General features: G+C 73.1%; 22 protein-coding genes. 10 read left to right on the forward strand and 12 right to left on the reverse strand.

The window, feature by feature from the left end; genetic code table 11:
* Positions 1-150: 150 nt before the first annotated feature.
* The 3 genes from exaC to ACZ6I1_RS02485 form a co-directional block, all read right to left on the reverse strand.
* Entirely contained in the window at positions 151-1,674 is a 1,524-nt protein-coding gene (gene exaC, locus ACZ6I1_RS02475) for an acetaldehyde dehydrogenase ExaC (RefSeq protein WP_469282230.1), read from the reverse strand.
* Between the two features lie 55 nt (positions 1,675-1,729).
* The gene (locus ACZ6I1_RS02480) at positions 1,730-3,076 is read right to left on the reverse strand and encodes a winged helix-turn-helix domain-containing protein (RefSeq protein WP_469282232.1); all 1,347 of its coding nucleotides are present in this window, start codon (positions 3,074-3,076) and stop codon (positions 1,730-1,732) included.
* A 144-nt stretch (positions 3,077-3,220) separates the two neighbouring features.
* Positions 3,221-3,391 (reverse strand): hypothetical protein, encoded by a 171-nt coding sequence (locus tag ACZ6I1_RS02485; protein ID WP_469282234.1) that lies wholly within the window; start codon positions 3,389-3,391, stop codon positions 3,221-3,223.
* Between the two features lie 172 nt (positions 3,392-3,563).
* On the opposite strand from ACZ6I1_RS02485, the gene ACZ6I1_RS02490 reads away from it, so the two are divergent.
* Complete coding sequence (locus ACZ6I1_RS02490; protein WP_469282236.1) at positions 3,564-3,746, forward strand: hypothetical protein; 183 nt, start codon at positions 3,564-3,566, stop codon at positions 3,744-3,746.
* A gap of 166 nt (positions 3,747-3,912) precedes the next feature.
* On the opposite strand, the gene ACZ6I1_RS02495 is transcribed toward ACZ6I1_RS02490, so the two are convergent.
* Together ACZ6I1_RS02495 and ACZ6I1_RS02500 are read right to left on the reverse strand one after the other, a co-directional pair.
* Positions 3,913-4,374, reverse strand: a complete 462-nt coding sequence (locus ACZ6I1_RS02495) for an SAM-dependent methyltransferase (RefSeq protein ID WP_469282238.1) — start codon at positions 4,372-4,374, stop codon at positions 3,913-3,915.
* A gap of 47 nt (positions 4,375-4,421) precedes the next feature.
* A complete protein-coding gene (locus tag ACZ6I1_RS02500; protein WP_469282240.1) occupies positions 4,422-5,201 on the reverse strand; it encodes a hypothetical protein in 780 nt (259 codons plus the stop codon).
* A gap of 136 nt (positions 5,202-5,337) precedes the next feature.
* On the opposite strand from ACZ6I1_RS02500, the gene ACZ6I1_RS02505 reads away from it, so the two are divergent.
* A complete protein-coding gene (locus tag ACZ6I1_RS02505; RefSeq protein WP_469282242.1) occupies positions 5,338-6,252 on the forward strand; it encodes an oxygenase MpaB family protein in 915 nt (304 codons plus the stop codon).
* 88 nt (positions 6,253-6,340) lie between these two features.
* Here ACZ6I1_RS02505 and ACZ6I1_RS02510 read toward each other — a convergent pair whose 3' ends face one another.
* Complete coding sequence (locus ACZ6I1_RS02510) at positions 6,341-6,940, reverse strand: methyltransferase domain-containing protein (RefSeq protein ID WP_469282244.1); 600 nt, start codon at positions 6,938-6,940, stop codon at positions 6,341-6,343.
* A 175-nt stretch (positions 6,941-7,115) separates the two neighbouring features.
* On the opposite strand from ACZ6I1_RS02510, the gene ACZ6I1_RS02515 reads away from it, so the two are divergent.
* The 5 genes from ACZ6I1_RS02515 to ACZ6I1_RS02535 all read left to right on the forward strand — a co-directional run bounded on the left by ACZ6I1_RS02515 (position 7,116) and on the right by ACZ6I1_RS02535 (position 12,249).
* Entirely contained in the window at positions 7,116-7,895 is a 780-nt protein-coding gene (locus ACZ6I1_RS02515) for an MHYT domain-containing protein (protein WP_469282609.1), read from the forward strand.
* 100 nt (positions 7,896-7,995) lie between these two features.
* Entirely contained in the window at positions 7,996-10,764 is a 2,769-nt protein-coding gene (locus ACZ6I1_RS02520) for a sensor histidine kinase (RefSeq protein ID WP_469282246.1), read from the forward strand.
* The gene (locus ACZ6I1_RS02525) at positions 10,764-11,210 is read left to right on the forward strand and encodes a roadblock/LC7 domain-containing protein (RefSeq protein ID WP_469282248.1); all 447 of its coding nucleotides are present in this window, start codon (positions 10,764-10,766) and stop codon (positions 11,208-11,210) included. Before ACZ6I1_RS02520 ends, ACZ6I1_RS02525 begins: the two co-directional genes overlap by 1 nt.
* Before the next feature lie 17 nt (positions 11,211-11,227).
* Positions 11,228-11,608: a DUF742 domain-containing protein gene (locus ACZ6I1_RS02530; RefSeq protein ID WP_069919003.1), complete on the forward strand. Its 381-nt coding sequence runs from the start codon at positions 11,228-11,230 to the stop codon at positions 11,606-11,608.
* Complete coding sequence (locus ACZ6I1_RS02535; RefSeq protein WP_469282250.1) at positions 11,608-12,249, forward strand: GTP-binding protein; 642 nt, start codon at positions 11,608-11,610, stop codon at positions 12,247-12,249. Before ACZ6I1_RS02530 ends, ACZ6I1_RS02535 begins: the two co-directional genes overlap by 1 nt.
* A 26-nt stretch (positions 12,250-12,275) precedes the next feature.
* Here the strand turns inward: ACZ6I1_RS02535 and ACZ6I1_RS02540 are convergent, their stop codons facing one another.
* Positions 12,276-12,713, reverse strand: coding sequence for a PPOX class F420-dependent oxidoreductase (locus ACZ6I1_RS02540; RefSeq protein ID WP_469282252.1), 438 nt, complete (start codon positions 12,711-12,713; stop codon positions 12,276-12,278).
* A 106-nt stretch (positions 12,714-12,819) separates the two neighbouring features.
* Between ACZ6I1_RS02540 and ACZ6I1_RS02545 the strand changes: the two genes are divergently transcribed.
* Positions 12,820-13,218, forward strand: coding sequence for a roadblock/LC7 domain-containing protein (locus tag ACZ6I1_RS02545; RefSeq protein WP_469282254.1), 399 nt, complete (start codon positions 12,820-12,822; stop codon positions 13,216-13,218).
* An 83-nt stretch (positions 13,219-13,301) separates the two neighbouring features.
* Complete coding sequence (locus ACZ6I1_RS02550) at positions 13,302-14,156, forward strand: DUF6397 family protein (RefSeq protein WP_469282256.1); 855 nt, start codon at positions 13,302-13,304, stop codon at positions 14,154-14,156.
* On the opposite strand, the gene ACZ6I1_RS02555 is transcribed toward ACZ6I1_RS02550, so the two are convergent.
* The 3 genes from ACZ6I1_RS02555 to ACZ6I1_RS02565 are packed head-to-tail and all read right to left on the reverse strand — an operon-like array spanning position 14,120 to position 18,049.
* Positions 14,120-14,521, reverse strand: coding sequence for a YchJ family protein (locus tag ACZ6I1_RS02555; protein ID WP_469282258.1), 402 nt, complete (start codon positions 14,519-14,521; stop codon positions 14,120-14,122). The two genes, ACZ6I1_RS02550 and ACZ6I1_RS02555, sit on opposite strands and share 37 nt — an antisense overlap.
* 56 nt (positions 14,522-14,577) lie before the next feature.
* Positions 14,578-15,468, reverse strand: a complete 891-nt coding sequence (locus ACZ6I1_RS02560) for an acyl-CoA thioesterase (protein WP_469282260.1) — start codon at positions 15,466-15,468, stop codon at positions 14,578-14,580.
* Between the two features lie 58 nt (positions 15,469-15,526).
* Positions 15,527-18,049, reverse strand: a complete 2,523-nt coding sequence (locus ACZ6I1_RS02565) for a DEAD/DEAH box helicase (protein ID WP_469282262.1) — start codon at positions 18,047-18,049, stop codon at positions 15,527-15,529.
* Between the two features lie 157 nt (positions 18,050-18,206).
* Here ACZ6I1_RS02565 and ACZ6I1_RS02570 point away from each other — a divergent pair, with 157 nt between their 5' ends.
* Positions 18,207-18,998 carry a metal-dependent hydrolase gene (locus tag ACZ6I1_RS02570; RefSeq protein WP_469282264.1) on the forward strand — a complete coding sequence of 264 codons (792 nt, stop codon included), beginning with the start codon at positions 18,207-18,209 and terminating at the stop codon, positions 18,996-18,998.
* Positions 18,999-19,053: 55 nt separating this feature from the next.
* Here ACZ6I1_RS02570 and ACZ6I1_RS02575 read toward each other — a convergent pair whose 3' ends face one another.
* Together ACZ6I1_RS02575 and ACZ6I1_RS02580 are read right to left on the reverse strand one after the other, a co-directional pair.
* On the reverse strand, positions 19,054-20,835 hold the full coding sequence (locus tag ACZ6I1_RS02575) for an ABC transporter ATP-binding protein (RefSeq protein WP_469282266.1): 1,782 nt from the start codon (positions 20,833-20,835) through the stop codon (positions 19,054-19,056).
* Positions 20,832-22,661, reverse strand: a complete 1,830-nt coding sequence (locus ACZ6I1_RS02580) for an ABC transporter transmembrane domain-containing protein (protein ID WP_469282269.1) — start codon at positions 22,659-22,661, stop codon at positions 20,832-20,834. The genes ACZ6I1_RS02575 and ACZ6I1_RS02580 overlap by 4 nt, the downstream gene beginning before the upstream one ends.
* Positions 22,662-22,731 lie beyond the last annotated feature (70 nt).

Below are 22,731 nucleotides of genomic sequence, written 5' to 3' on the forward strand. Positions count from 1 at the left end.
CCCGCGAACCCCGCCGACCCGGCCTGCCTCCCCACGCGTCGTGGAACCGGCTCGATGGGGACGGCCGGCACCCGCCGCCGCCGCGCGAGGCCGTTGCCGACGGCGCCTGCAACGAATAAAAATCCACGTCAGGCGCCGTTTCTCAGGCGTCTAGAACAAGCCGAGACGCTTCGGGGAGTACGAGACCAGGACGTTCTTCGTCTGCTGGTAGTGCTCCAGCATCATCTTGTGGGTCTCGCGTCCGATGCCCGACTGCTTGTAGCCGCCGAACGCCGCGTGGGCCGGGTAGGCGTGGTAGCAGTTCGTCCAGACGCGGCCCGCCTGGATCGCGCGGCCCGCGCGGTAGGCGGTGTTGATGTCGCGGGTCCAGACCCCCGCTCCCAGGCCGTACGCCGTGTCGTTCGCGATCCGCACCGCGTCGTCGAAGTCGTGGAACGAGGTCACCGACACCACCGGGCCGAAGATCTCCTCCTGGAAGATCCGCATGCGGTTGTCGCCCTCGAAGATCGTCGGCTGGACGTAGAAGCCGCCCGCCAGGTCACCGCCGTGGTCGATGCGCTCCCCGCCGGTGAGGATCTTCGCGCCCTCCCGCCGGCCGATCTCCACGTACGACAGGACCTTCTTCAGCTGCTCCTCCGAGGCCTGCGCGCCGATCATCGTGTCCGTGTCCAACGGATGCCCCGGCACGATCAGTTCGGTGCGTGCCACCGCCGCGTCGAGGAAGTCCCCGTACCGGCCCCGCTCGATCAGGGCGCGCGACGGGCTCGTGCACACCTCGCCCTGGTTGAGGGCGAACATGGCGAACCCCTCCAGGGCCTTGTCGCGCAAGTCGTCGTCGGCCGTCCAGATGTCGTCGAAGAACAGGTTCGGGCTCTTGCCGCCGAGTTCCAGGGTGACCGGCTTCAGGTGCTCGGCCGCGTACCGCATGATCAGCCGTCCGGTCGAGGTCTCCCCGGTGAAGGCGACCTTCGCGACGCGCGGGCTGGAGGCGAGCGGCTTTCCCGCCTCTTCGCCGAAGCCGTTGACGATGTTCACCACGCCCGGCGGCAGCAGGTCCGCCACCAGGCTGAGCCAGTAGTGGACGGAGGCCGGGGTCTGCTCGGCCGGCTTCAGGACGACCGTGTTGCCCGCCGCCAGCGCGGGGGCCAGCTTCCACACCGCCATCAGGATCGGGAAGTTCCACGGGATGATCTGGCCGACGACACCCAGGGGTTCGTGGAAGTGGTAGGCCACCGTGTCGTCGTCGAGCTGGCTCAGGGCGCCCTCCTGCGCGCGCAGCGCACCCGCGAAGTAGCGGAACTGGTCGATCGCCAGGGGCATGTCGGCGGCGAGCGTCTCGCGGATCGGCTTGCCGTTCTCCCAGCTCTCCGCGACCGCGAGCGCCTCCAGGTTCTGCTCCATCCGGTCCGCGATGCGCAGCAGGATCGCGGACCGTTCCGTGACGGAGGTCCGCCCCCACGCGGGCGCCGCCGCGTGCGCCGCGTCCAGTGCCCGCTCCACGTCCTCCGCCGTACCGCGCGCCGCCTCCGTGAACGTTTCCCCGGTGAGGGGGGAGGGGTTGGCGAAGTACCGGCCCCGGACGGGCTCGACGTACTCGCCGCCGATGAAGTGGCCGTAGCGGGACGCGTACGACATGAGCGCCCCCTCGGTACCGGGCGCAGCGTAACGGGCCATGGGTGTCCTCCCCTTGCCGGGCGCCGGCCGCCGTCGGACAGCGCTCGGTGGGAGGCTAGGAGCGGGCAGGTTGCGGATACGTTGCACGCCCGCGGCCGCCGGTGCCAGCGGGCGGCCGTACGGAAAGCCCGCCCGCGCCGAGCCCACCGCCCAGGCCGAGTTCACCGTCCAGGGCGCGTACGCGGGCCAGCGCGGCCGAGCGGTCCTCGGGCGGCAGCGCCGACGCGAGGGCCCGCCACGCCTCGGTGTCGTCCGCGCCCCACGGGCTGCACACCCAGTCGGTCAGCAGTCCGGCATCCGCGCGGGCGATCACGGCCGCCCGCGCCTGGACCTCGATCCGCCGCCGCAGCCGGACGATCCCCGGAGCGGTGGAAGCCGGCAGGAGCGGGCCGGGGTAGCGGGTCAGCGCGGCGGAGACCGCGCCGGTGGCCAGGTGCCGGGTCAGGGCCGTGAAGTCGGCCTCCAGCGGACCGGCCGTGCGATAGGGCCGCGAAAGCGGGGCGGCGGGCCCCAACAGGGCCCGGAGGCGGGAAATTTCGGCGCGCAACGTCACCGGTGACACCGACTCGTCCTCGTACAGCGCGATCGCCAGCTCCTCGCCCGACAACCCCGCCGGATGGTGCGCCAGCAGCACCATGATCTCGCTGTGCCGCCGCCCCAGTCGCACCGGTCGCCCCCCGGTGACCAGCAGCGCCTCGTCCTGGCCGAGCGCGGTCAGCGTGTCCCCCGCCGCCGGCGGCCCGGGATCGATCAGGACCAACTGGGCCTGCGCCGCCCGCGCGACCGCCTGGACGAACGCGAGGGAGTGGGGGTGGGCGAGACCATCGCCGCCCGTGATGTCCACCGCACCCAGCAGCCGGCCCGTCCGCGGATCGCGCACCGGGGCCGCCGCGCAGGTCCACGGGTGGACCCGGCGGCTGAAGTGCTCGGCTCCGAAGACCTGCACGGGCTCGCCGACAGCCACCGCCGTACCCGGTGCGTTGGTCCCCATCGCCGTCTCCGCCCAATGCGCGCCGGGGACGAACCCGAGCCCCTCCGCCCGCCGCAGCGTGCCCGGTTCGCCCTCGACCCACAGCAGCCTGCCCTGCGCGTCGCACACCGCCAGCAGGTGCGCCCCGTGCGCCGCGAACGCCCCGACGAGGTCCCGGAACAGCGGCATCACGCGGGCCAGCGGGTGCTCCTCGCGGTACGGCCGCAGCTGCGCCTCCGCCCATTCCACCCGGGGAGCGCACTCCGGGCTGACGCGTGCCCGGGCGCACCGCCGCCAGGACCGTGCGATGACCGCCCGGACCGGGGCCTCGACCCGGCCGTCCCGGGTGAACACGGCATGCGCGCGGCGCAGTTCGCGCGTGCGCTCGGCGGGATCGGTCCCGCCCGGCAGGACCACCGACGGATCGTCCATGTTCGCCCTCCCGTGGTGCCGTGGTGCCGCGGTATCGGAGCCAGGGCCCCGGAGCGCCCCATCGTCGTCCCGGTACCGGCCCCCGACAAGCGGTACGTCGGCCAGTCCGCGCCGAAACCGCCCGGGACCCGGGCGGACTGGGGCCTACGCGGGATCGGCGGCAGCCAGGGCCGAGGCCGGATCCGTGGCGGCCGGGCCCACCGGGATCCAGTGGCCCGCCTTGCGGCGGTACGGCCACCACCGCCCGTCCCGGCCCAGCCGGATCTGGCGTCCGGTGTGCGCCTCCGTCCAGCGGGCGCGGACCGTATTCTTCAAATTTGACTACTGGGTCGGGGTGGCCGAGGTTACCCCACCGAAGTCGCCGGAGGGCTCGACCCCGGCCGTGACCCGGGTCACTTCGCGGGCCGTCCGGGTGTCCGGGAACGCGCGGTCGCGGTGGTGCGTTGAGGGGGAGGTAGTGGTCGACGACGGGTGGAGGTGTCCGCAGATGTCCACGAGCGGAAAAGTCGCGGTTGCCGGAATCGCGGTAGCCATCGTGCTGTTCTGGGCGGTCGGGTTCTGGGCGGGGCTGCTGGTCCTGATCGGTGTGCCCGCTGCCGCCTATCTGCTGCTGGACTCCTCTCAGCGGCGTCGTCTGCGGGGCGTATCCCGGAAGCAGATCGGCCGCTGACGCCCGGGGGGCCGGCCGCGCCCGCGCTCCGGCGCGAAGCCCGGCCGATCCGACGGCCTGCGCGGGAGCGGCCTGCTCAAGAGGGGTCTGCTCAAGGGTGGCCTGATCAACAGGGGCCTGGCCAGGGGCGGCCTGCCCCGTGGCCGTCCGCTCAGTGGCCGCCGGCTCAGTAGTAGTCGCGCATCAGGGCCGTCGCCCACTCCGGCTGCCGCACGTCGCCGCGGGGGCCGAACTCCGCCATGTACGGCTTCAGGTCGAGGACCGGAGTGCCGGCCACCGCGTCGAGGCCCTCCACGTGGACGTCGAGGCCGTCCACCTCGACCACTCGGCACCGCGAGACGCCGATCCGGTTCGGCCTGTTCTTGCCGCGCTGGGCGAAGATGCCGACGAGCGGCCAGTCCGGGTTGCCCCGCGGACGGCGCGCGCCCGTCTCGACCTTCTCCACCGGCACCCGGTCGAAGTGGTAGACGACCTCGACGTGCGAGAAGTCCTCCAGCCCGTACAGCGCCTCGGGGCCGAACCGGTCCGCGTCCAGACGGATCACCGCCGTTTCCCGTCCCCAGTCGTCGTCGACCACCTCGGCGCGGCCACCCACGACCACCCCCACCGGCTCGCACTCCACCGTCATCCGTCCTCCCCCCGTCCCCTTCGGATCTCTGTTCGTGCCGTGGGTGTTCAGGCCGGTCGTACGGCGATGCGGTTGAGCGCCGCCAGCAGCTCCGGCACGTCGGTCGCTCCGTCGCGCGGAACCGCGAGCACCCCGCTCGGCTCCTCGTCGAGCAGGACGAAGGCGGCGTCACCGGTGCGGGCCACCAGTGACCAGCCGGGACCGTCCGCCCGCAGCGTCCGGGCCTCCTCGCCCGCGAAGGAGGAGCGCACCCGCCCGGGCGGCGGCGGGGTCGTCGCGTACCCCGCGGCCTGCTCCAGCGCCCGGGCGAGCCCGGGATGAGCGGCGGCGGCCGCCCCGCCGTCCAGCGCCGCGCGGTCGCGCCACTCGCCCCACTGCCGGGCGATCTGGTCCGCGGCCATCCGCCGCTGCACCGGCCCCCAGGCCTCCGCCGAGGGCGGCGTCAGCGGCACCCGCCCGGTGCCGTCCGCGCCCTGCTCCGGATCGTGCGGTTCCGGGATCCCCGAAGCCGCCACCGACAGCTCCAGCGGCCAGCCCGCCAGCGAGACCACGATCGTCCGCTCGTCGGGGGACAGGTCGTACTCCATCCCGCAGTCCCAGGAGGCGATGGCCGTGGCCACGAGCGAGACGTCGTCCACGACGACGGTCCAGCGCGCGCCCTCCTCGTCCTGGCCGAGCACCAGCCCGTAGCCCTCCCCGTTCGGCGCGACGCCCAGCAGGGAGCAGGCCTCGGGGAAGTCGTCGCCCAGGACGCTGGGGAACTGCGCGGGGGTCAGCAGCACGGCGGTCAGCACGTACAGCGAGCCGCCCTCCTCGTCGTCGGACACCTGGCCTCCCCAGTCGCTCTCTCGTCGGCGCACCTTAACCAGCGGGTAACCCGCCCGTCGAGGGCCTGCGGCCGATGATTTCCAAGGCCGCTACCTGCACGTAGAGTTGGGAGCCCGCCACAGAAAGGGACACCCGGTGCAGCGTTACGACCGGCTGAGGGAGATCCTCCGTCTCGACCCCGACAAGGACTTCCTGGCCATCTACCGGCTCACCGCCACCTATGAGTTCCCGTGGGACTTCACCCGCGCCCTGGAGCTCGCCCTGTTCCGTACGTACGCCGTCCCCGCCATCGGCGGCCTGCTGGCCGAGACCGCCGAGTTCACGGACCGCGCTCAGAAGCGCTACGACGACACCGCACTGCTCCTCGACGCCGTCGTGGAGCACGGATTCGAGAGCGACACCGCCCGCACCGCGATCCGCCGCGTCAACCAGATGCACCGCAGTTACGACATCTCCAACGAGGAGATGCGCTACGTCCTGTGCACGTTCGTGGTGATTCCGTCGCGCTGGCTGGACGCGTACGGCTGGCGTCCGCTGACCCACCACGAGCGCCGGGCCTCCGCGAACTACTACGCCACTCTCGGCCGCCACCTGGGCATCACGGACATTCCCGGCTCCTTCGAGGAGTTCGAGTCCGTGCTGAACGCCTACGAGGAGGCCCACTTCGGCTGGGACGAGGGCGCGCGGAAGGTCGCGGACTCCACCCTCGACCTGATGGCCTCCTGGTACCCCGCGCCGCTCGCCCCCGCCGTCCGCGGCGCGAGCCTCGCCCTCCTCGACGAGCCGCTCCTGGACGCCTTCCGGTTCACCCGCCCGTACCCCCGGGTGCAGCGGCTGGTCCAGGGCGCCCTGCGGCTGCGCGGGCGCGCGGTACGGCTGCTGCCCCCGCGCAAGGCCCCGCACTACGCGCGGCAGAACCCGGAGATCAAGAGCTACCCCGGTGGCTACGACGTGGGCGAGCTCGGCACCTTTCCCGTGCCCGGAATGAGCGGATGCCCCGTTCCGCATCCCCGCCGGCCCGCCGGAGCCGATGCTCAGCCTCCGGCGTGATCCCGGGCACCTCCGCTCGTCCCGGGCAAGGTGCCGACGTATGAAAAATCCGTCACCGGTGTCACGGGGGCCGCTGAGGTCACGGGCGTCACCGGTGGCGTACGGCCAGGGCCAGGAAGCGGGCGTCCTCGTCGGAGTACGAGGTCATCTCCCAGCCCGAACGGGCCAGTAGCGGGCCGAGGTTGTGCTCGGCCCGCAGGTCCTGCGGGGTCAGCTCGCGGCCCTGCCGGGCGGCGAGGGCCGCTCGCCCGATCGGGTGGAACAGCGCGAGCCGCCCGCCGGGGCGGACCACCCGGGCCAGTTCGCGCAGGTTCGCGGGCGGGTCGGGCAGATGCGCGACGAGCCCGGAGGCGAACACCGCGTCCAGCGCCCCGTCGCGCAGCGGCAGCCGGCCCACGTCCGCGAGCAGCAGCGCACCCTGCGCGCCCCGCCCCGCCCGCTGCGCGGCGGCCAGCATCTGCGGGGTGACGTCCGCCCCGAGCGCGATGCCGGCGGGCCCGACGGCGGCACGCAGCGGGGCCAGCGCCCGCCCGGTGCCGCAGCCCGCGTCCAGCACGCGGTCCCCGGACCGCAGTCCGAACTCGGCCACGGCGGCCGCGAAGGCGGGCGCGTCCTCGGGGAACTTGCGGTCCCAGTCGGCGGCGCGCGCGCCGAAGAACTCCTGTACGTGCGTGTGGTCTTCGCTCATACGCCCATGATCCCCCAAGGGCGGACGCGGGGGCCTGCGGACCGTGCGCAAGGTGGTACGCGGCGTGATCGAAGATGAACGTATCTCTGTCATATTCCAGCAGTTACAGCGGCTTTCGAAATGCGCCCCCTGTTCGCTCCCTCACCCGGACTAGCGTCCGGTGGCCATGGGACACCTGGGACATCTGGACCACGCCGCCTACGGCTGGCTGACACCCGTGCTGTCATACGTGATGGCATCCATCGGCGCCGCCCTCGGGCTGCGCTGCACCGTCCGCGCGCTCGCCGCGACGGGCGCCTCCCGGCGCAACTGGCTCCTCACCGCGGCTTCCGCGATCGGCACCGGCATCTGGACGATGCACTTCGTCGCGATGCTCGGCTTCGACGTCACCGGCACCGAGATCCACTACAACGTGCCGCTCACCCTCCTCAGCCTCATCGTCGCCATGCTGGTGGTGGGCGCTGGAGTGTTCGCCGTCGGCTACGGCAAGGACCGCGGCCGGGCCCTCGTCCTGGGCGGCCTCACCACCGGCCTCGGCGTCGCCAGCATGCACTACCTCGGCATGGCTGCCCTGCGCCTGCACGGGCACGTCTCCTACGACCCGCTCACCGTCGGACTGTCCGTCGCCATCGCCGTGGTCGCGGCCACCGCCGCCCTGTGGGCCGCGCTCAACATCAAGTCGCCGGTGGCCGTGGCCGTCGCCTCGCTCGTCATGGGCGCCGCCGTCAGCAGCATGCACTACACCGGGATGACCGCCGTCGCCGTCAGCGTCACCCCTTCTGACGCCGCACTGCCCGGAGCCACGGCCATGCAGTTCATCTTCCCGCTCGCCGTCGGGCTCGGCTCCTACCTGTTCATCACCGCCGCCTTCGTCGCACTGTCGCCGACCGCCGACGAGCGGGCCGCCTCCGACTCCGTCCGCAGGCTGGGGGAGCGGGCCGCGGCCGCCCACTGAACACACCGCGCGCGCCTCGGCACCGCCCTGTGCGTGCACCTGCCCCCACCCCCAACCCCCCACCCCGCACCTGTCGGAACCGCCCCGGAACGAGGAGCCCATGCGCACACCCCGCAGACAACCGGAAGCAGCGGAGCCGCGGCTCCCCGCGCCGGCGGGCGGCCACGGCCACGGCGCGGGAACGGGCCGCCGGGCCCACGCCGGTCCGCCGGCCGACGAACACCCGGAGCGGGCACTCCACCAGCCCCCCCAGCCCGCCCAGCCCGCCCAGCCCGCCCAGCCCGCCCAGCCCGCCCAGCCCGCGCAGCCCGCGCAGCCCGCCCCGGTGGGCCCGCCGCCGCACGACCGGGGCCGACGTCTGCGGCTGCGCCCCGCCACCGTCCGCGCGAAGATCGTCTCGCTGCTGATGGTCCCCGTCGTCTCCCTGCTCGCCCTCTGGGCCTTCGCCACCGTCAGCACCGCCCAGGACGTCGCCCGGCTCAGCCGCGTCCAGCAGGCCGACACCGAGATACGCACCCCCGTCGCCGCCGCCGTCACCGAACTCCAGGCCGAACGGCGCGCCGCCGTCCGGCTCCTCGCCGACCCCGCCGCCGACCCCGCCGCCCTGGAACAGCAGGCCCGCCGCACCGACTCCGCCGTCCGGCGCCTGCGGCTCGGAGACCGCAACACCGCCGCCGACTCCGGCGGCTACGGCTCGGACGTCGTGGTCCGCCTCGGGGCGTTCGTCGCCGACGCCGAGGCACTCGAGTCCGCCCGCAAGGACGTCACCGGGCGCCGGGCCAGCCCCGAAGCCGCCTACGAGATCTACACCCGCGTGCTCGACTCCGCCCTCGCCGTGGGCGGCGCCCTGACCGGCGGAGACGACGCCGAACTCGGCCCCGGCTCCCGGGTCCTGCTGGAATTCGCCCGCGCCGGGGAACTCCTCTCCCGGGAGGACGCGCTGCTCGCCCTCCCCGGCCCGCGCAGCGCGGAAACGCTTCGGCAGCTGACCGGCACCATCGAGACCCGCCGCGCCCTCACCGCCGCCGCTGCCCGTGATCTGCCCCCCGCCCAGCAGGCTGCCTGGCAGTCCGTCGCCAAGAGCGCCGCCTACGCCGACCTCACCGCCGCCGAGGACCGGGCGCTGGCCGCGGGCGCCACCAAGGAGGTGCGCGCGGTGCCCGCCGGATGGGAGGCGGCTCACACCGGCATCGCCGCCTCGATGCGCGAGATCGAGGGAGCCGCGCACGCCGCGGCCGCCGACCGGGCCGACCCGTTCGCCGAGGGGGCCCTCAGCCCGGCCGGAGCCGCCGTGCTGCTGGGCCTCGCCGCCGTCGCCGCCTCGCTGGTCATCTCCGTCCGCATCGGCCGCGTCCTGGTCGTCGAGCTGGTCTCGCTGCGCAACACCGCCCTGGAGATCGCCCACCGCAAGCTCCCGTACGCCATGGAGCGGCTCCGGGCGGGCCAGGACATCGACGTCGCCGCCGAAACCCCGGCCGGGCCGCCCGCCGACGACGAGATCACTCAGGTCGGCGAGGCACTGGCCACGGTCCACCGGGCCGCGCTCAGCGCCGCCGTCGAACGGGCGGAGCTGGCCAGCGGGGTCTCCGGGGTCTTCGTCAACCTCGCCCGCCGCAGCCAGGTCCTCGTACACAAGCAGCTGACCCTGCTCGACTCGATGGAACGGCGCGCGGACGACCCGAACGAGCTCGGCGACCTGTTCCGCCTGGACCACCTGACCACCCGGATGCGCCGGCACGCCGAGAGCCTGATCATCCTTTCGGGCGCCGCCCCCGGACGCGCCTGGCGGATGCCGGTCCCGCTCACGAACGTCGTACGGGCCGCCGTCTCCGAGATCGAGGACTACCCCCGTGTCGAGGTGCGCCAGCTCGCGGAGGCCGCCGTGGTCGGCGGAGCCGTCGCCGACCTCACCCACCTGCTGGCCGAACTCATCGAGAACGCCGCCCAGTTCTCCCCGCCGCACACCAAGGTCCGGGTCAGCGGCGAGCCGGTCGGCGCCGGCTACGTCCTGGAGATCGAGGACCGCGGGCTCGGCATGGGCCGCGAGACCCTGAGCGACGCCAACCGGCGCATCGAGCAGTCCGAGGCGCTCGACCTCTTCGACAGCGACCGGCTCGGGCTCTTCGTCGTCAGCCGCCTCTCGTCCCGGCACGGTGTGAAGGTGCACCTGCGGACCTCGCCGTACGGGGGCACCACCGCCGTGGTGCTGCTGCCGAACTCCGTGCTCCAGGGCGCCATCACGGCCGGCGCCCCCGAGCCGGAGCCCCGAGCGGGGGCGGCCGGCGGCCCGCGGGCCGCGGCATCGGCACCCATGGCGGTGGCCGCACCGGTACCGGCCCCGCAGGCCGGAAGGGCGGACCGGCCGCCGGCGATGACCGTCGTACGGGAGGACGCGCGCGGGCTCGGCGCCCCGGATCCCCGCCCCGCCCCCGATCCGCGCCCCGCTCCCGCCTCCGGTTCACTGCCTGGTTCAGTGCCCGATTCCGCGTCCGGTTCCGCGTCCGGTCCCGCCCCGGACCCGGCCGGACCCCGCCCCGCCCCCGTGGCAGCCCTGCGGCCGCGTACTCCCGGCGGCGCGGTCACCGGCACGCAGTTCGCCGCGGCCCCGGCCGCCTCGGTGACGGAACTGCCGCGCCGGGTCCGCCAGGCCAGCCTCGTCCCGCAGCTGCGCGAAACCCCCGCCCCCGAGGCCCCGGCGGGCGCGGGCCTCGCCGGCGATCCGCCGGGGCGCAGCCCGGAGCAGGCCCGGGACCGGATGGCCGCGTACCGGGCCGGATGGGTCCGCGGCGCCCAGGAGAACTCGCCGCACGCACGCCGCGAAGGCCGCGCAGGCCGTGAAGGCACCGCAGGCAGCAAAGGAGAACTGTGATGATCGAACACCAGAGGACCGACCTCAACGGCAGCGTCCGCAGGTCCGGCGAACTGGACTGGCTGCTCGACGACCTGGTGCTCCGGGTCCGGGAGGTCCGGCACACCGTGGTCCTGTCCAACGACGGTCTGCCGGTCGGCGCCTCCAGCGCGCTGAGCCGGGAGGACGCCGAGCACCTGGCCGCCGTGGCCTCCGGTTTCCACAGCCTGGCCAAGGGCGCGGGCCGGCACTTCCACGCCGGGGGCGTGCGCCAGACGATGGTCGAGATGGACGAGGGCTTCCTCTTCGTCGCGGCCGCCGGGGACGGATCCTGTCTGGCCGTGCTGAGCGGCGCCGGGGCCGACATCGGGCTGATCGCCTACGAGATGGCCCGCCTGGTGAAGCGGGTCGGCGAGCACCTGTACACCCCGCCCCGGTTCGCGGCGCGGCCGCCGGCCGCCGGCTGAGGGCGGCGGTCCGGCACATGAACGGCCAGTGGTACGACGCCGACGCGGGCCCGCTCGTGCGTCCGTACGCGATGACCGGCGGGCGTACGAAGCCGGGACCCCACGGGGTCCGCTTCGACCTGATCGCGCTGGTCGTCGTGGATCCGGAAGGCACCGACGCGGCTGCCGAGTCGCTGCTCGGCCCGGAACACCGGGCACTGCTCGGACTCTGCCGGTCCGAGACCCAGTCGGTGGCGGAGCTCGCCGCCGACGCCGACCTGCCCGTCGGGGTGGTGCGGGTGCTCCTCGGCGATCTGCTGGAGGGCGGGCACGTCAAGGTCAGCAGGCCCGTACCGCCCGCACAGCTGCCGGACGAGCGGATTCTGCGGGAAGTCATCGAGGGATTGCGAGCGCTGTGATGGGACTGCATGACGACGGACCGGCGGATCCCGGTCCCGGCGAGGACACCGAACTGGCGGCGCTCGCGCTGAAGATCCTCGTGGCGGGCGGCTTCGGGGTCGGCAAGACCACGCTGGTCGGCGCGGTGAGCGAGATCCGGCCGCTGCGGACGGAGGAGTTGCTGAGCGAGGCGGGCGAACTCGTCGACGACACGGGCGGAGTGGACCAGAAGACGACCACGACCGTGGCCATGGACTTCGGGCGGATCACCATCCGGTCGGGGCTGTCCCTCTACCTGTTCGGCACGCCCGGCCAGGACCGGTTCTGGTTCCTGTGGGACGAGCTGTCGCAAGGGGCGCTGGGCGCCGTGGTGCTCGCCGACACGCGGCGGCTGGAGGACTGCTTCCCGGCGGTGGACTACTTCGAGCACCGGCGCATCCCGTTCGTGGTGGCCGTCAACTGCTTTGCCAACGCACGGCGTTACGGAGCCCACGACGTGTCGAGGGCGCTGGACCTGGACCAGGGGACGCCGGTGGTGCTGTGCGATGCGCGGGACAAGGACTCGGGGAAGGAAGTGCTGATCAGGCTGGTCGAGTACGCCGGGCGGGTGCACACCGCCCGCCTGCTGGACTCGGTGGAGCCGCAGGCCGGCCCGGTGTGAACCGGCCTGCGGCCGCGCGGGACCGGTCAGTCCGAGATCCCCGCGAAGGCGATCACCTTGTCGATCGGGACCCGGACGAGGAGCTCGCTCGGCACGGCGTTGCGGCGGCCGAAGGCCTCCGCGCGCTCCTCGCCCATGTAGCGGGCAGCGATCCTGGTCGCCCAGTGCAGGGTCGCGTCGGGGTCGTCGCCGTGCTCGTTGATCTCGGCGCGCCCTTGGAGCACGACGTAGGAGAACGGCGGGCGGTCGTCGTCCACGCACAGCGCGACCCTGCCGTCACGGGCCAGGTTGCGCCCCTTCACGGTGTCCTTGCCGGTGTTGAACACGAAGGAGTCGCCGTCGAGTACGAACCAGACGGGAGCGATGTGGGGGCTGCCGTCCTCGCGCACGGTGGAGAGCTTTCCGGTGCGGGTGGAGTGGGAGACGAACGCCCGCCATTCCTGTTCAGTCATCTTCTTCGCCATGAGTACATCCTCCTTGCCGGAAAGGCACTGGTGGGGAAGGCTTGCGGAACGACTACGCGGGGCGCGGCGCGGCCAGGTGGGCGGCGTCGACGGGGAGGGGCTCGGAATGGCACTGGACAAGCAGCTCGACTGGCTGCTGGACGACTTGACGCGCAGGGTCCAGCAGGTGCGGCATGCGGTGGTGCTGTCCAACGACGGCCTGGTGACGGGGGCGAGCGCCGGATTGGCGCGGGAGGACGCGGAGCACCTGGCGGCCGTGGCGGCCGGACTGCAGAGTCTGGCGAGGGGGTCGGGCCGGCACTTCAAGGCCGGCGAGGTCCGGCAGACGATGGTCGAGTACGACGACGGGGTGCTCTTCGTGATGGGCGCGGGCGCGGGCAGCTGCCTGTGCGTGCTGAGCGCCTCCGAATCGGACATCGGGCAGGTCGCGTACGAGATGACGCTGCTGGTCAACCGGGTGGGTGAGCACCTCGGCGTCGCGGAGCGGCGCGTCACCGGCGGCTGAGTTGTCCACAGGCCTCGCGGCCTGTCGTTGCGCTGAGTTACGGTCTTCACGCAGAGTAACCATGCTCGTGGGGGGAGACCGTGATGACGACGACGATGATGATGACGTTGGCGACGACGCAGCGCGCCGATGCCGATGCCAATGCCGATATCGCGCAGGCCGAGGTGCTGGTGGGCGGTGTACAGGCCGCCGGGGAACTGGGGCTGACCCGGGGAGAGTTCGCCCGGGCCGTCCAGCTGGGCATCGTGCGCGCCGGGCCCCCGGCGCCCGGTCGAGCCGCCCGCTACGCGCGGGCCGAGCTGGAGCGGGTCAAGGCCGCCGGGGGAGGCCCCGGCGAGGGCGGGCCGCAGGCGCTGCGCGAGCGGGTGGCGACCGTGGGCGGGGCGGAGGCGGCGGCCGGGGTACTGGGGGTCGGACCGAGCCGGTTCACCCGCCTCGCCCGCTGCGGGCACCTCACCCCGGTCGGCTACCGGATCAACCGGTACCGGGCGGTGGTGTGGCTCTACCTGACCGCCGAGCTACGGGAGTTCGCGGCGCGGGAGCCGGCGCTGCTGCGCGGAGTCGCACCCCCGGCGGACCGGAAGATGCTGGAGGCCAAGGCGGACCTGCGCCCGTGGAAGTGGCGCGGACGGCACGTCGGGCTGCTGCTGAGACGGACCGCCGACCCCTGGGAGCGTGCCGCGGTCCTGGCGTCCGTGCTCCCGGAGGAAGAGCTCCGGCGGGCCGTGCCCGATCCGGCGGAGCGGATCGTGCTGGCCGCCCTCGCCCCGCCCCCGCCGTACGGGCACCCGCAGGCGCCGGCGGCCGCGGCCGTGGCCCTGCGGCTGCTCAAGGCCGACCTGCCCGAGGAGGTCAACTGGTACCGCACCAGCCTGGACTTCGCTCTGACCGGGGCCCGCGGTCAGTCGAACTCGACGGGGGAGAGGGGGCCGACGTAGACCCAGGCGCCGGCCTCGCGGGAGAAGGCGCTGTGCTCGTGCAGTGAGCCCGTGTGCCCGCCCTCGCGGTAGTGCGCCCGGAACTCCACCGAGCCCTCGGTCTCGAACATCCCGCCGCGCTCGGTCGCGAGGATCTCCAGCCGCTCCCAGCGCTGACCGGGATCCAGGTCAAGGCGGGCCGGGCGGGTCGAGGGATGCCAGGAGCGCAGCAGGTAGGCGGTGTCGCCCACGGCGAAGGCGCTGAACCGGGAGCGCATCAGGCGTTCCGCGGTCGGTGCCTGCTGGGCACCGGAGTGGAAGCGCCCGCAGCACTCCGGGTACGCGGCGGGCAGCCCGCAGGGGCAGGGGACGGCCGGGGTGGGCATGGGTGTGCTCGGTTCCTCGTGAGGGCGGGGGCCGCGGGAGTTGCCGGGGCCCGGGGCTACTGGGCAGGCGGGGGAGGCGTGGCCGGGTACGGGCGGAAGAGGCCTTCCTGGACCACGGAGACCAGCAGTCTGCCCTCCAGGTCGTAGATGCGGCCCCGCGCCAGGCCCCGGCCGCCGTGCGCGATGGGGGACTCCTGGTCGTACAGGAACCACTCGTCCGCCCGGAACGGCCGGTGGAACCACATGGCGTGGTCGAGGCTCGCCATGTCGAACCCGCGCATCCCCCACAGCGGTTCCACCGGGATGCGCACGGCATCGAGGAGGGTCATGTCGCTGGCGTAGGTGAGGGCGCAGGTGTGCACGAGCGGGTCGTCGCCCAGCGGGCCGACCGCCCGCATCCACACGGCGCTGCGCGGATCGGCGCCCTTGAGCTCCTCGGGAGTCCAGCGGAGCCGGTTCACGTACCGGATGTCGAAGGCCTGGCGGCGGGCCATCCGCTCCAGGGACTCCGGCAGCGCCCCGAGGTGCTCGCGGATCTCGTCCGCGACCTTGGGGAGCGTGTCCGGATGAGGGACGTGGTGAGGAGGCAGCTGGTGCTCGATGCTGCCCTCCTCCGGATGGTGGAAGGAGGCGGTGAGATTGAAGATCGTCTTGCCCTGCTGGACCGCGGTGACCCGGCGCGTGGTGAAGGACCGCCCGTCGCGCACCCGCTCCACCTGGTACACGATCGGCACCCCGGGGATGCCGGGGCGCAGGAAGTACGCGTGCAGCGAGTGGACCGGGCGGTCGCTCTCCACGGTGCGGCCCGCGGAGACCAGCGCCTGGCCGGCGACCTGGCCGCCGAAGACGCGCTGGAGGGACTCCTGCGGGCTGGCGCCGCGGAAGATGTTGACCTCGATCTGCTCCAGGTCGAGCAGGTCGACGAGTCTCTCGGCGGGGTTCGTCATCAGAGGATCTCCCTGGTCACTGTCGGGTCCGGCGGGCGGGGTGGGATACAGCGGACGGTCAGAGCGCTCCGAGCTCGCCGACCGAGGTGACCCGGATGACCGCCCGGCCCTCCTCGTCGGAAGCCGCCAGGTCCACCTCGGCGCTGATGCCCCAGCCATGGTCCCCGTTGGGGTCGGCAAAGGTCTGGCGGACGCGCCACAGCCCGTGCGCCGCGTCCTCCTCGATCTGGAGCAGCTTCGGGCCGCGCGCGTCGGGGCCGGTGCCGAGGTCGTCGTACTCGTCCCAATAGCCGTCCATGGCCTCGCCCCAGGCGTCCGCGTCCCAGCCGGACTCGGCGTCCAGCTCGCCCAGCACGTTGACGTGGTCGAGGGCGGCCAGCTCCACCCGGCGGAACATCGCGTTGCGGACCAGGACGCGGAAGGCACGCGCGTTGGCGGTGACCGGCTTGACCTGGTCGGCCTTCTCCTGGGCCTGCTCCGCCGTCTCCACCTCCGGGTTCGCCAGCTGCTCCCACTCGTCCAGCAGGCTGGAGTCCACCTGGCGGACCAGCTCGCCGAGCCACTCGATCAGGTCCTGGAGGTCCTCCGACTTGAGGTCGTCGGGGATGGTGTGGTCCAGCGCCTTGAACGCGCTGGCCAGGTAGCGCAGCACGATGCCCTCGGTGCGGGCCAGCTCGTAGAAGGAGGTGAACTCGGTGAAGGTCATCGCGCGTTCGTACATGTCACGGATGATCGACTTGGGGGAGACCGGGTGGTCGCGCACCCACGGGTGGCTCTTGGCGTACACGTCGTAGGCGTGCAGGAGCAGTTCTTCGAGCGGCTTGGGATAGGTGACGTCCTGGAGCCGCTCCATCCGCTCCTCGTACTCGATCCCGTCGGCCTTCATCTGGCCGACCTGGATGCCGCGCTCCTTGTTCTGCTGGGCGGCCAGGATCTGCCGCGGGTCGTCCAGCGTGGACTCCACGACGGACACCATGTCCAGCGCGTAGGAGGGGGACTCCGGGTCCAGCAGGTCGAAGGAGGCCAGGGCGAAGGTGGACAGCGGCTGGTTGAGCGCGAAGTCCTGCTGGAGGTCGACGGTGAGCCGGATCGTGCGGCCCTCCGCGTCCGGAGCGTCGAGCTTCTCGACCACACCGCCGTCGAGCAGCGAGCGGTAGATCGCGATGGCCCGGCGGATGTGCCGCAGCTGCGCCTTGCGCGGCTCGTGGTTGTCCTCGAGGAGGTGGCGCATCGCCTGGAAGGCATCGCCCGGACGGGCGATGACCGACAGCAGCATGATGTTGGTGACCTTGAAGCGCGAGGTCAGCGCCTCCGGGTCGGCCGCGATGAGCTTCTCGAAGGTGGTGTCCGACCAGGCGACGAAGCCCTCGGGAGCCTTCTTGCGCACCACCTTGCGGCGCTTCTTCGGGTCGTCGCCCGCCTTGGCCAGCGCCTTCTCGTTCTCGATGACGTGCTCGGGCGCCTGGGCGACCACATAGCCCGCCGTGTCGAAACCGGCCCGGCCGGCGCGGCCCGCGATCTGGTGGAACTCGCGGGCGCGCAGCGTGCGGACCCGGTTGCCGTCGTACTTGGTGAGCGCGGTGAACAGCACCGTGCGGATCGGGACGTTGACACCGACGCCGAGGGTGTCGGTTCCGCAGATCACCTTCAGCAGACCGGCCTGCGCGAGCTTCTCGACCAGGCGCCGGTACTTGGGCAGCATCCCCGCGTGGTGCACACCGATGCCGTGCCGGACGTAGCGGGAGAGGTTCTGGCCGAACTTCGTGGTGAAGCGGAAGTTGCCGATCAGCTCCTGGATCTTGTCCTTCTCCTCGCGGGTGCACATGTTGATGCTCATGAGCGACTGCGCCCGCTCGACGGCCTGGGCCTGGGTGAAGTGCACGATGTACACCGGGGCCTGCCGGGTCTCCAGCAGCTCGGTGATCGTGTCGGTGATCGGCGTGGTCACGTACTCGTACGACAGCGGGACGGGCCGCGTCGCCGAGCGGACCACGGAGGTGGGCCGGCCGGTGCGCCGGGTCAGGTCCTCCTCGAACCGCTTCATGTCGCCGAGGGTCGCCGACATCAGGATGAACTGGGCCTGCGGCAGCTCCAGCAGCGGGATCTGCCACGCCCAGCCGCGGTCCGGCTCGGCATAGAAGTGGAACTCGTCCATCACGACCTGGCCGATATCGGCGTGCTTGCCGTCGCGCAGGGCGATGGAGGCCAGCACCTCGGCGGTGCAGCAGATGACCGGGGCGTCGGCGTTCACCGAGGCGTCACCGGTCAGCATGCCGACGTTCTCGGTGCCGAACAGCTTGCACAGGTCGAAGAACTTCTCCGACACCAGAGCCTTGATCGGGGCGGTGTAGAAGGTGACCTTGTCCTGGGCCAGGGCGGTGAAGTGCGCGCCCGCGGCGACCAGGCTCTTGCCCGAGCCGGTCGGGGTGGAAAGGATCACGTTCGCCCCGGAGACGACCTCGATCAGCGCCTCCTCCTGAGCCGGGTACAGGGTGATGCCCTGGTCCTCCGCCCACGAGGAGAAAGCCTCGAAGAGGGCATCGGGGTCGGCGTTCGGCGGGAGCTGATCAATGAGGGTCACACCCCCCATCTTGCCTGGCTTCCCCCCGGATGAGGGAACCGGCGGACGGAAGGAAGATCATCGACGGTACGCTGTGCCGTCGAAACGGCCCCGGCGAAACCGTCGACCAGGCCCGAGCACGACATCAGACACCACACCACCGGGGCGGGGAACGACCATGATGGGTCCGGCGCATTCACTCTCGGGGGCAGCGGCCTGGCTGGGGGTGGGCGCGGCGACCGCGGCGGCCGGGCACCCCATGCCGTGGCCGGTGCTCGTCGTCGGCGCGCTGATCTGCGCCGGAGCGGCCCTCGCCCCCGACCTCGACCACAAGTCGGCGACGATCTCCCGCGCCTTCGGGCCGCTCTCCCGGGGTCTGTGCGAGGTGGTCGACAAGATCTCCTACGCCGTGTACAAGGCCACCCGCTCGCCGAAGGACGCCCGCCGCACCGGGGGCCACCGCACCCTCACCCACACCTGGCTCTGGGCCGTCCTGATCGGCGGCGGCGCCTCCGCGCTCGCGGTGACCGCCGACCGCTGGGGCGTGCTCGCGCTGCTCTTCGTCCACCTCGTGCTCGCGGTCGAGGGCCTGCTGTGGCGGGCCGCCCGGATGTCCAGCGACGTCCTGGTGTGGCTGCTCGGCGCCACCAGCGCGTGGATCCTGGCCGGGGTGCTCGACCAGCCGGGCAACGGCGCGGGCTGGCTGTTCACCGGACCGGGCCAGGAGTACCTCTGGCTCGGCCTGCCGATCCTGCTCGGCGCCCTCGTCCACGACATCGGCGACGCCCTGACGGTCTCCGGCTGCCCCGTCCTGTGGCCCCTCCCGATCGCCGGAAAGCGCTGGTATCCGATCGGCCCGCCGAAGATGATGCGCTTCCGGGCCGGCAGCTGGGTGGAGCTCAAGGTCCTCATGCCGGTGTTCGTCCTGCTGGGCGGCTTCGGCGGGGCTTCGGCCCTCGGCTTCGTCTAGGGGTGTCCCGGGCGCACGGCGCGGGGGCGGTCGGACCGCCCCCGCGCAACGCGGCTCACCCGTGCCAGGAGCGCCACAGGGCCGCGTACGCGCCGCCCGCCGACACCAGTTCGTCGTGCGAGCCGAGTTCGCTGATCCGGCCGCCCTCGACCACCGCGATCACGTCCGCGTCGTGCGCGGTGTGCAGGCGGTGGGCGATCGCGATGACCGTACGCCCGTCCAGCACCCGGGCCAGTGACCGCTCCAGATGCCGCGCGGCCCGCGGGTCCAGCAGCGAGGTCGCCTCGTCCAGCACCAGCGTGTGCGGGTCCGCCAGCACCAGCCGGGCCAGCGCGATCTGCTGCGCCTGGGCCGGGGTCAGCGCCGTCCCGCCGGAACCGACCTCGGTGTCCAGACCCGACTCCAGGGCGCGCGCCCAGCCGTCCGCGTCCACCGCGCCCAGCGCCGCCCACAACTCCGCGTCCCCGGCGCCCGCCCTGGCCAGCCGCAGATTGTCCCGCAGCGAGCCCACGAACACGTGGTGCTCCTGGTTGACCAGCGCCACGTGCTCGCGCACCCGCTCCGCCGGCATCTGCGACAGCCGCGCCCCGCCGAGGGTGATCTCACCGGTGCGGGGGGCGTAGATGCCCGCGAGCAGCCGGCCCAGCGTGGACTTGCCCGCCCCCGAGGGGCCGACGAGCGCCATCCGGGTGCCCGGCGGCACGGACATCGACACCTCGTGCAGGACGTCCACGCCCTCCCGGTAGCCGAAGTGCACCCGGTCCGCCCGCACGTCGCGGCCGTCCGGCCCCACCTTCGCGTCCCCGGCGTCCGGTTCGATCTCCCGCACGCCCACCAGCCGGGCCAGCGACACCTGGGCGATCTGCAGCTCGTCGTACCAGCGCAGGATCAGGCCGATCGGCTCGACCATCATCTGGGCCAGCAGCGCACCCGTGGTCAGCTGTCCCACCGACATCCAGCCCCGGAGCACGCAGTAGCCGCCGATCATCAGCACGGAGCCGAGGATCGTCACGTACGTGACGTTGACGACCGGGAACAGGACCGTCCGCAGGAACAGCGTGTACCGCTCCCACGCCGTCCATTCCTTGATCCGGCGCTCCGACAGCGCGATCCGCTCCGGCCCGAGACGGTGCGCCTCGACCGTGCGGCCCGCGTCCACCGTCTCCGTGAGAGCGGCCGCCACCGCCGCGTATCCGGCCGCCTCCGAACGGTACGCCGACGGCGCCCGCCGGAAGTACCAGCGGCAGCCGATCACCAGCACGGGCAGCGCCACCAGCGAGGCCAGGGCCAGCGGCGGCGCGGTCACGGCCAGCGCCCCGTAGAGCAGCCCCGCCCACACCACGCCGATGGCCAGCTGCGGCACGGCCTCGCGCATCGCGTTGGCCAGCCGGTCGATGTCGGTGGTGATCCGCGACAGCAGATCACCGGTACCGGCCCGCTCCAGTACGCCCGGCGGCAGCCCCACCGACCGCACCAGGAAGTCCTCGCGCAGATCGGCGAGCATCTCCTCGCCGAGCATCGCCCCGCGCAGCCGGACCAGCCGCACGAAGAAGGTCTGCACGGCCAGCGCCAGCGCGAACAGCAGGGCCACGCGCTCCAGATGGAGTTCGCGGGCCCCCGCCGTGAGATCGTCCACGACCCGGCCCAGCAGGTACGGGCCGGCCATCGAGGCGATCACCGCGGCCGCGTTGACCGCCACGAGCACCGCGAAGGCCCGCCGGTGGCGCCGGAACAGGCCGCGCACATAGCCCCGTACGGTCGCCGACGTGCCCACGGGCAGGGTCGCGGCCGACTCGGGGGCCGCCGGATCGTAGTCCGGCGGTGCCACGCCGATCATGCGGACTCCTCGACTTCTGTGAGTGTGTGTTCGAGCTGTGCCAGTCCCCCGCGGGCGATCCGCTGCTCGTCCTCCGTCTCGCGGGTGACCACCGCCCGGTAGAGCGGTTCGCCGTGCAGCAGCTCGCGGTGCGTACCCGCCGCCGCCACCGCGCCCTCGTGGACCAGGACGACCCGGTCGGCCCGGTCCAGCAGCAGCGGCGAGGACGCCAGCACCACCGTGGTGCGCCCGGCCCGCAGCGCCGCGATCCCGTCCGCGATCCGTGCCTCGGTGTGCGAGTCGACCGCCGAAGTGGGCTCGTCCAGCACCAGCACCTCCGGGTCCGTGACCAGGGACCGCGCCAGCGCGAGCCGTTGGCGCTGCCCGCCGGACAGCGACCGGCCGCGCTCGGTGATCCGCGCGTCCATCGGATCGTCGATCCCCTCCGGCGCCGACTGGAGCAGCGCGTCCAGCACGTCCGCGCACTGGGCCGCCGCCAGGGCGGCCCCGGGCTCGACCGTCCCGGAGGCCGGTACGGCGAACAGCTCGCGCAGGGTTCCGGACAGCAGCACCGGATCCTTGTCCTGTACGAGGACCAGCGTGCGCGCGACGTCCAGTTCGAGCTCGTCCAGCGCGACTGCGCCGAGGAGCGCCGAGGGACCGCCGGCGGCCGTCTCCGTGGGATGGCCGCCGAGCCGCTCCGCGAGCCGTCCCGCCAGGTCCGGGTCCCCGCACACCACGGCCGTGAACCGCCCGGCCTGCGCCAGCAGCCCGGTCTCCGGGTCGTACAGGTCCCCGCCCGGAGCGGGGGCCTTCGGCGCGACGGCGGCCGCCGGCCGCTCGTCGGCCTCCGTACGGGTCAGGGACAGCACCCGGGCGGCCCGCTGGGCGGAGGGCCGTGAGAAGGAGTACGCCATGGCGATCTCCTCGAAGTGCCGCAGCGGGTAGAGCATGGTCGCCACCGCGCTGAACGCCGCGACCAGTTCACCCATCGCGATGCGCCCGTCCACGACGAGCGTGGCCCCGTACCAGACCACCGTGATCAGCAGCGCGCCCGGCAGGAGCACCTGGATCGCGGAGATCAGCGCCCACATCCGGGCGCTGCGCACGGCCGCCTTGCGGACCTCCTGCGAGGCCTCGCGGTAGCGGCCGAGGAACAGTTCCTCGCCGCCGATGCCCCGCAGCACCCGCAGGCCCGCGACGGTGTCGGAGGCCAGCTCGGTGGCCTTGCCCGCCTTCTCGCGCTGGACGTCGGCGCGTTGGGTGGCCCGCGGCAGCAGCGGCAGCGCCGCCAGGGCGATCACCGGCACGCCGACGGCCACGACGACGCCCAGCGCGGGTGCGTAGAACAGCAGGCCTACGCAGACGAGGACGACGGCGAACAGCGCGGCCAGGAACCGGGAGACGGCCTCGACGAACCAGCCGATCTTCTCCACGTCCGCGGTGGAGACCGCGACCACCTCGCCCGCGGCGACCCGGCGGGTCAGCGCGGAGCCCAGTTCGGCGGTCTTGCGCGCCAGCAGCTGCTGCACGCGTGCCGCGGCGGTGATCCAGTTGGTGACGGCGGTGCGGTGCAGCATGGCGTCGCCGACCGAGATGGCGACACCGAGCAGCGCGAGCAGCCCCCCGACGAGCAGCAGCCGGGCGGAATCGCGGTCGACGACCGCCTCGACGCCCGAGCCCACCGCGTACGGGAGTCCGGCGACTCCGGAGAAGTGCACCAGCCCCCAGCACAGGCTCTTGAACTGTCCGCCCAGCTGCCCCCGGCCGAGCCACAGCAGGAACCGGGGACCGGAACGGGCGTCGGGTACCCCGGGATCCGCGTACGGAAGATCACTGATCTGCATGACGCCCCATGACTGCTCGAGTGGTCCAAACCGTGCAAGGTTCGCCTTACGGACCAGGGCCGGGCAATCG

The organism is Streptomyces sp. NPDC046303 (genome assembly GCF_055588085.1).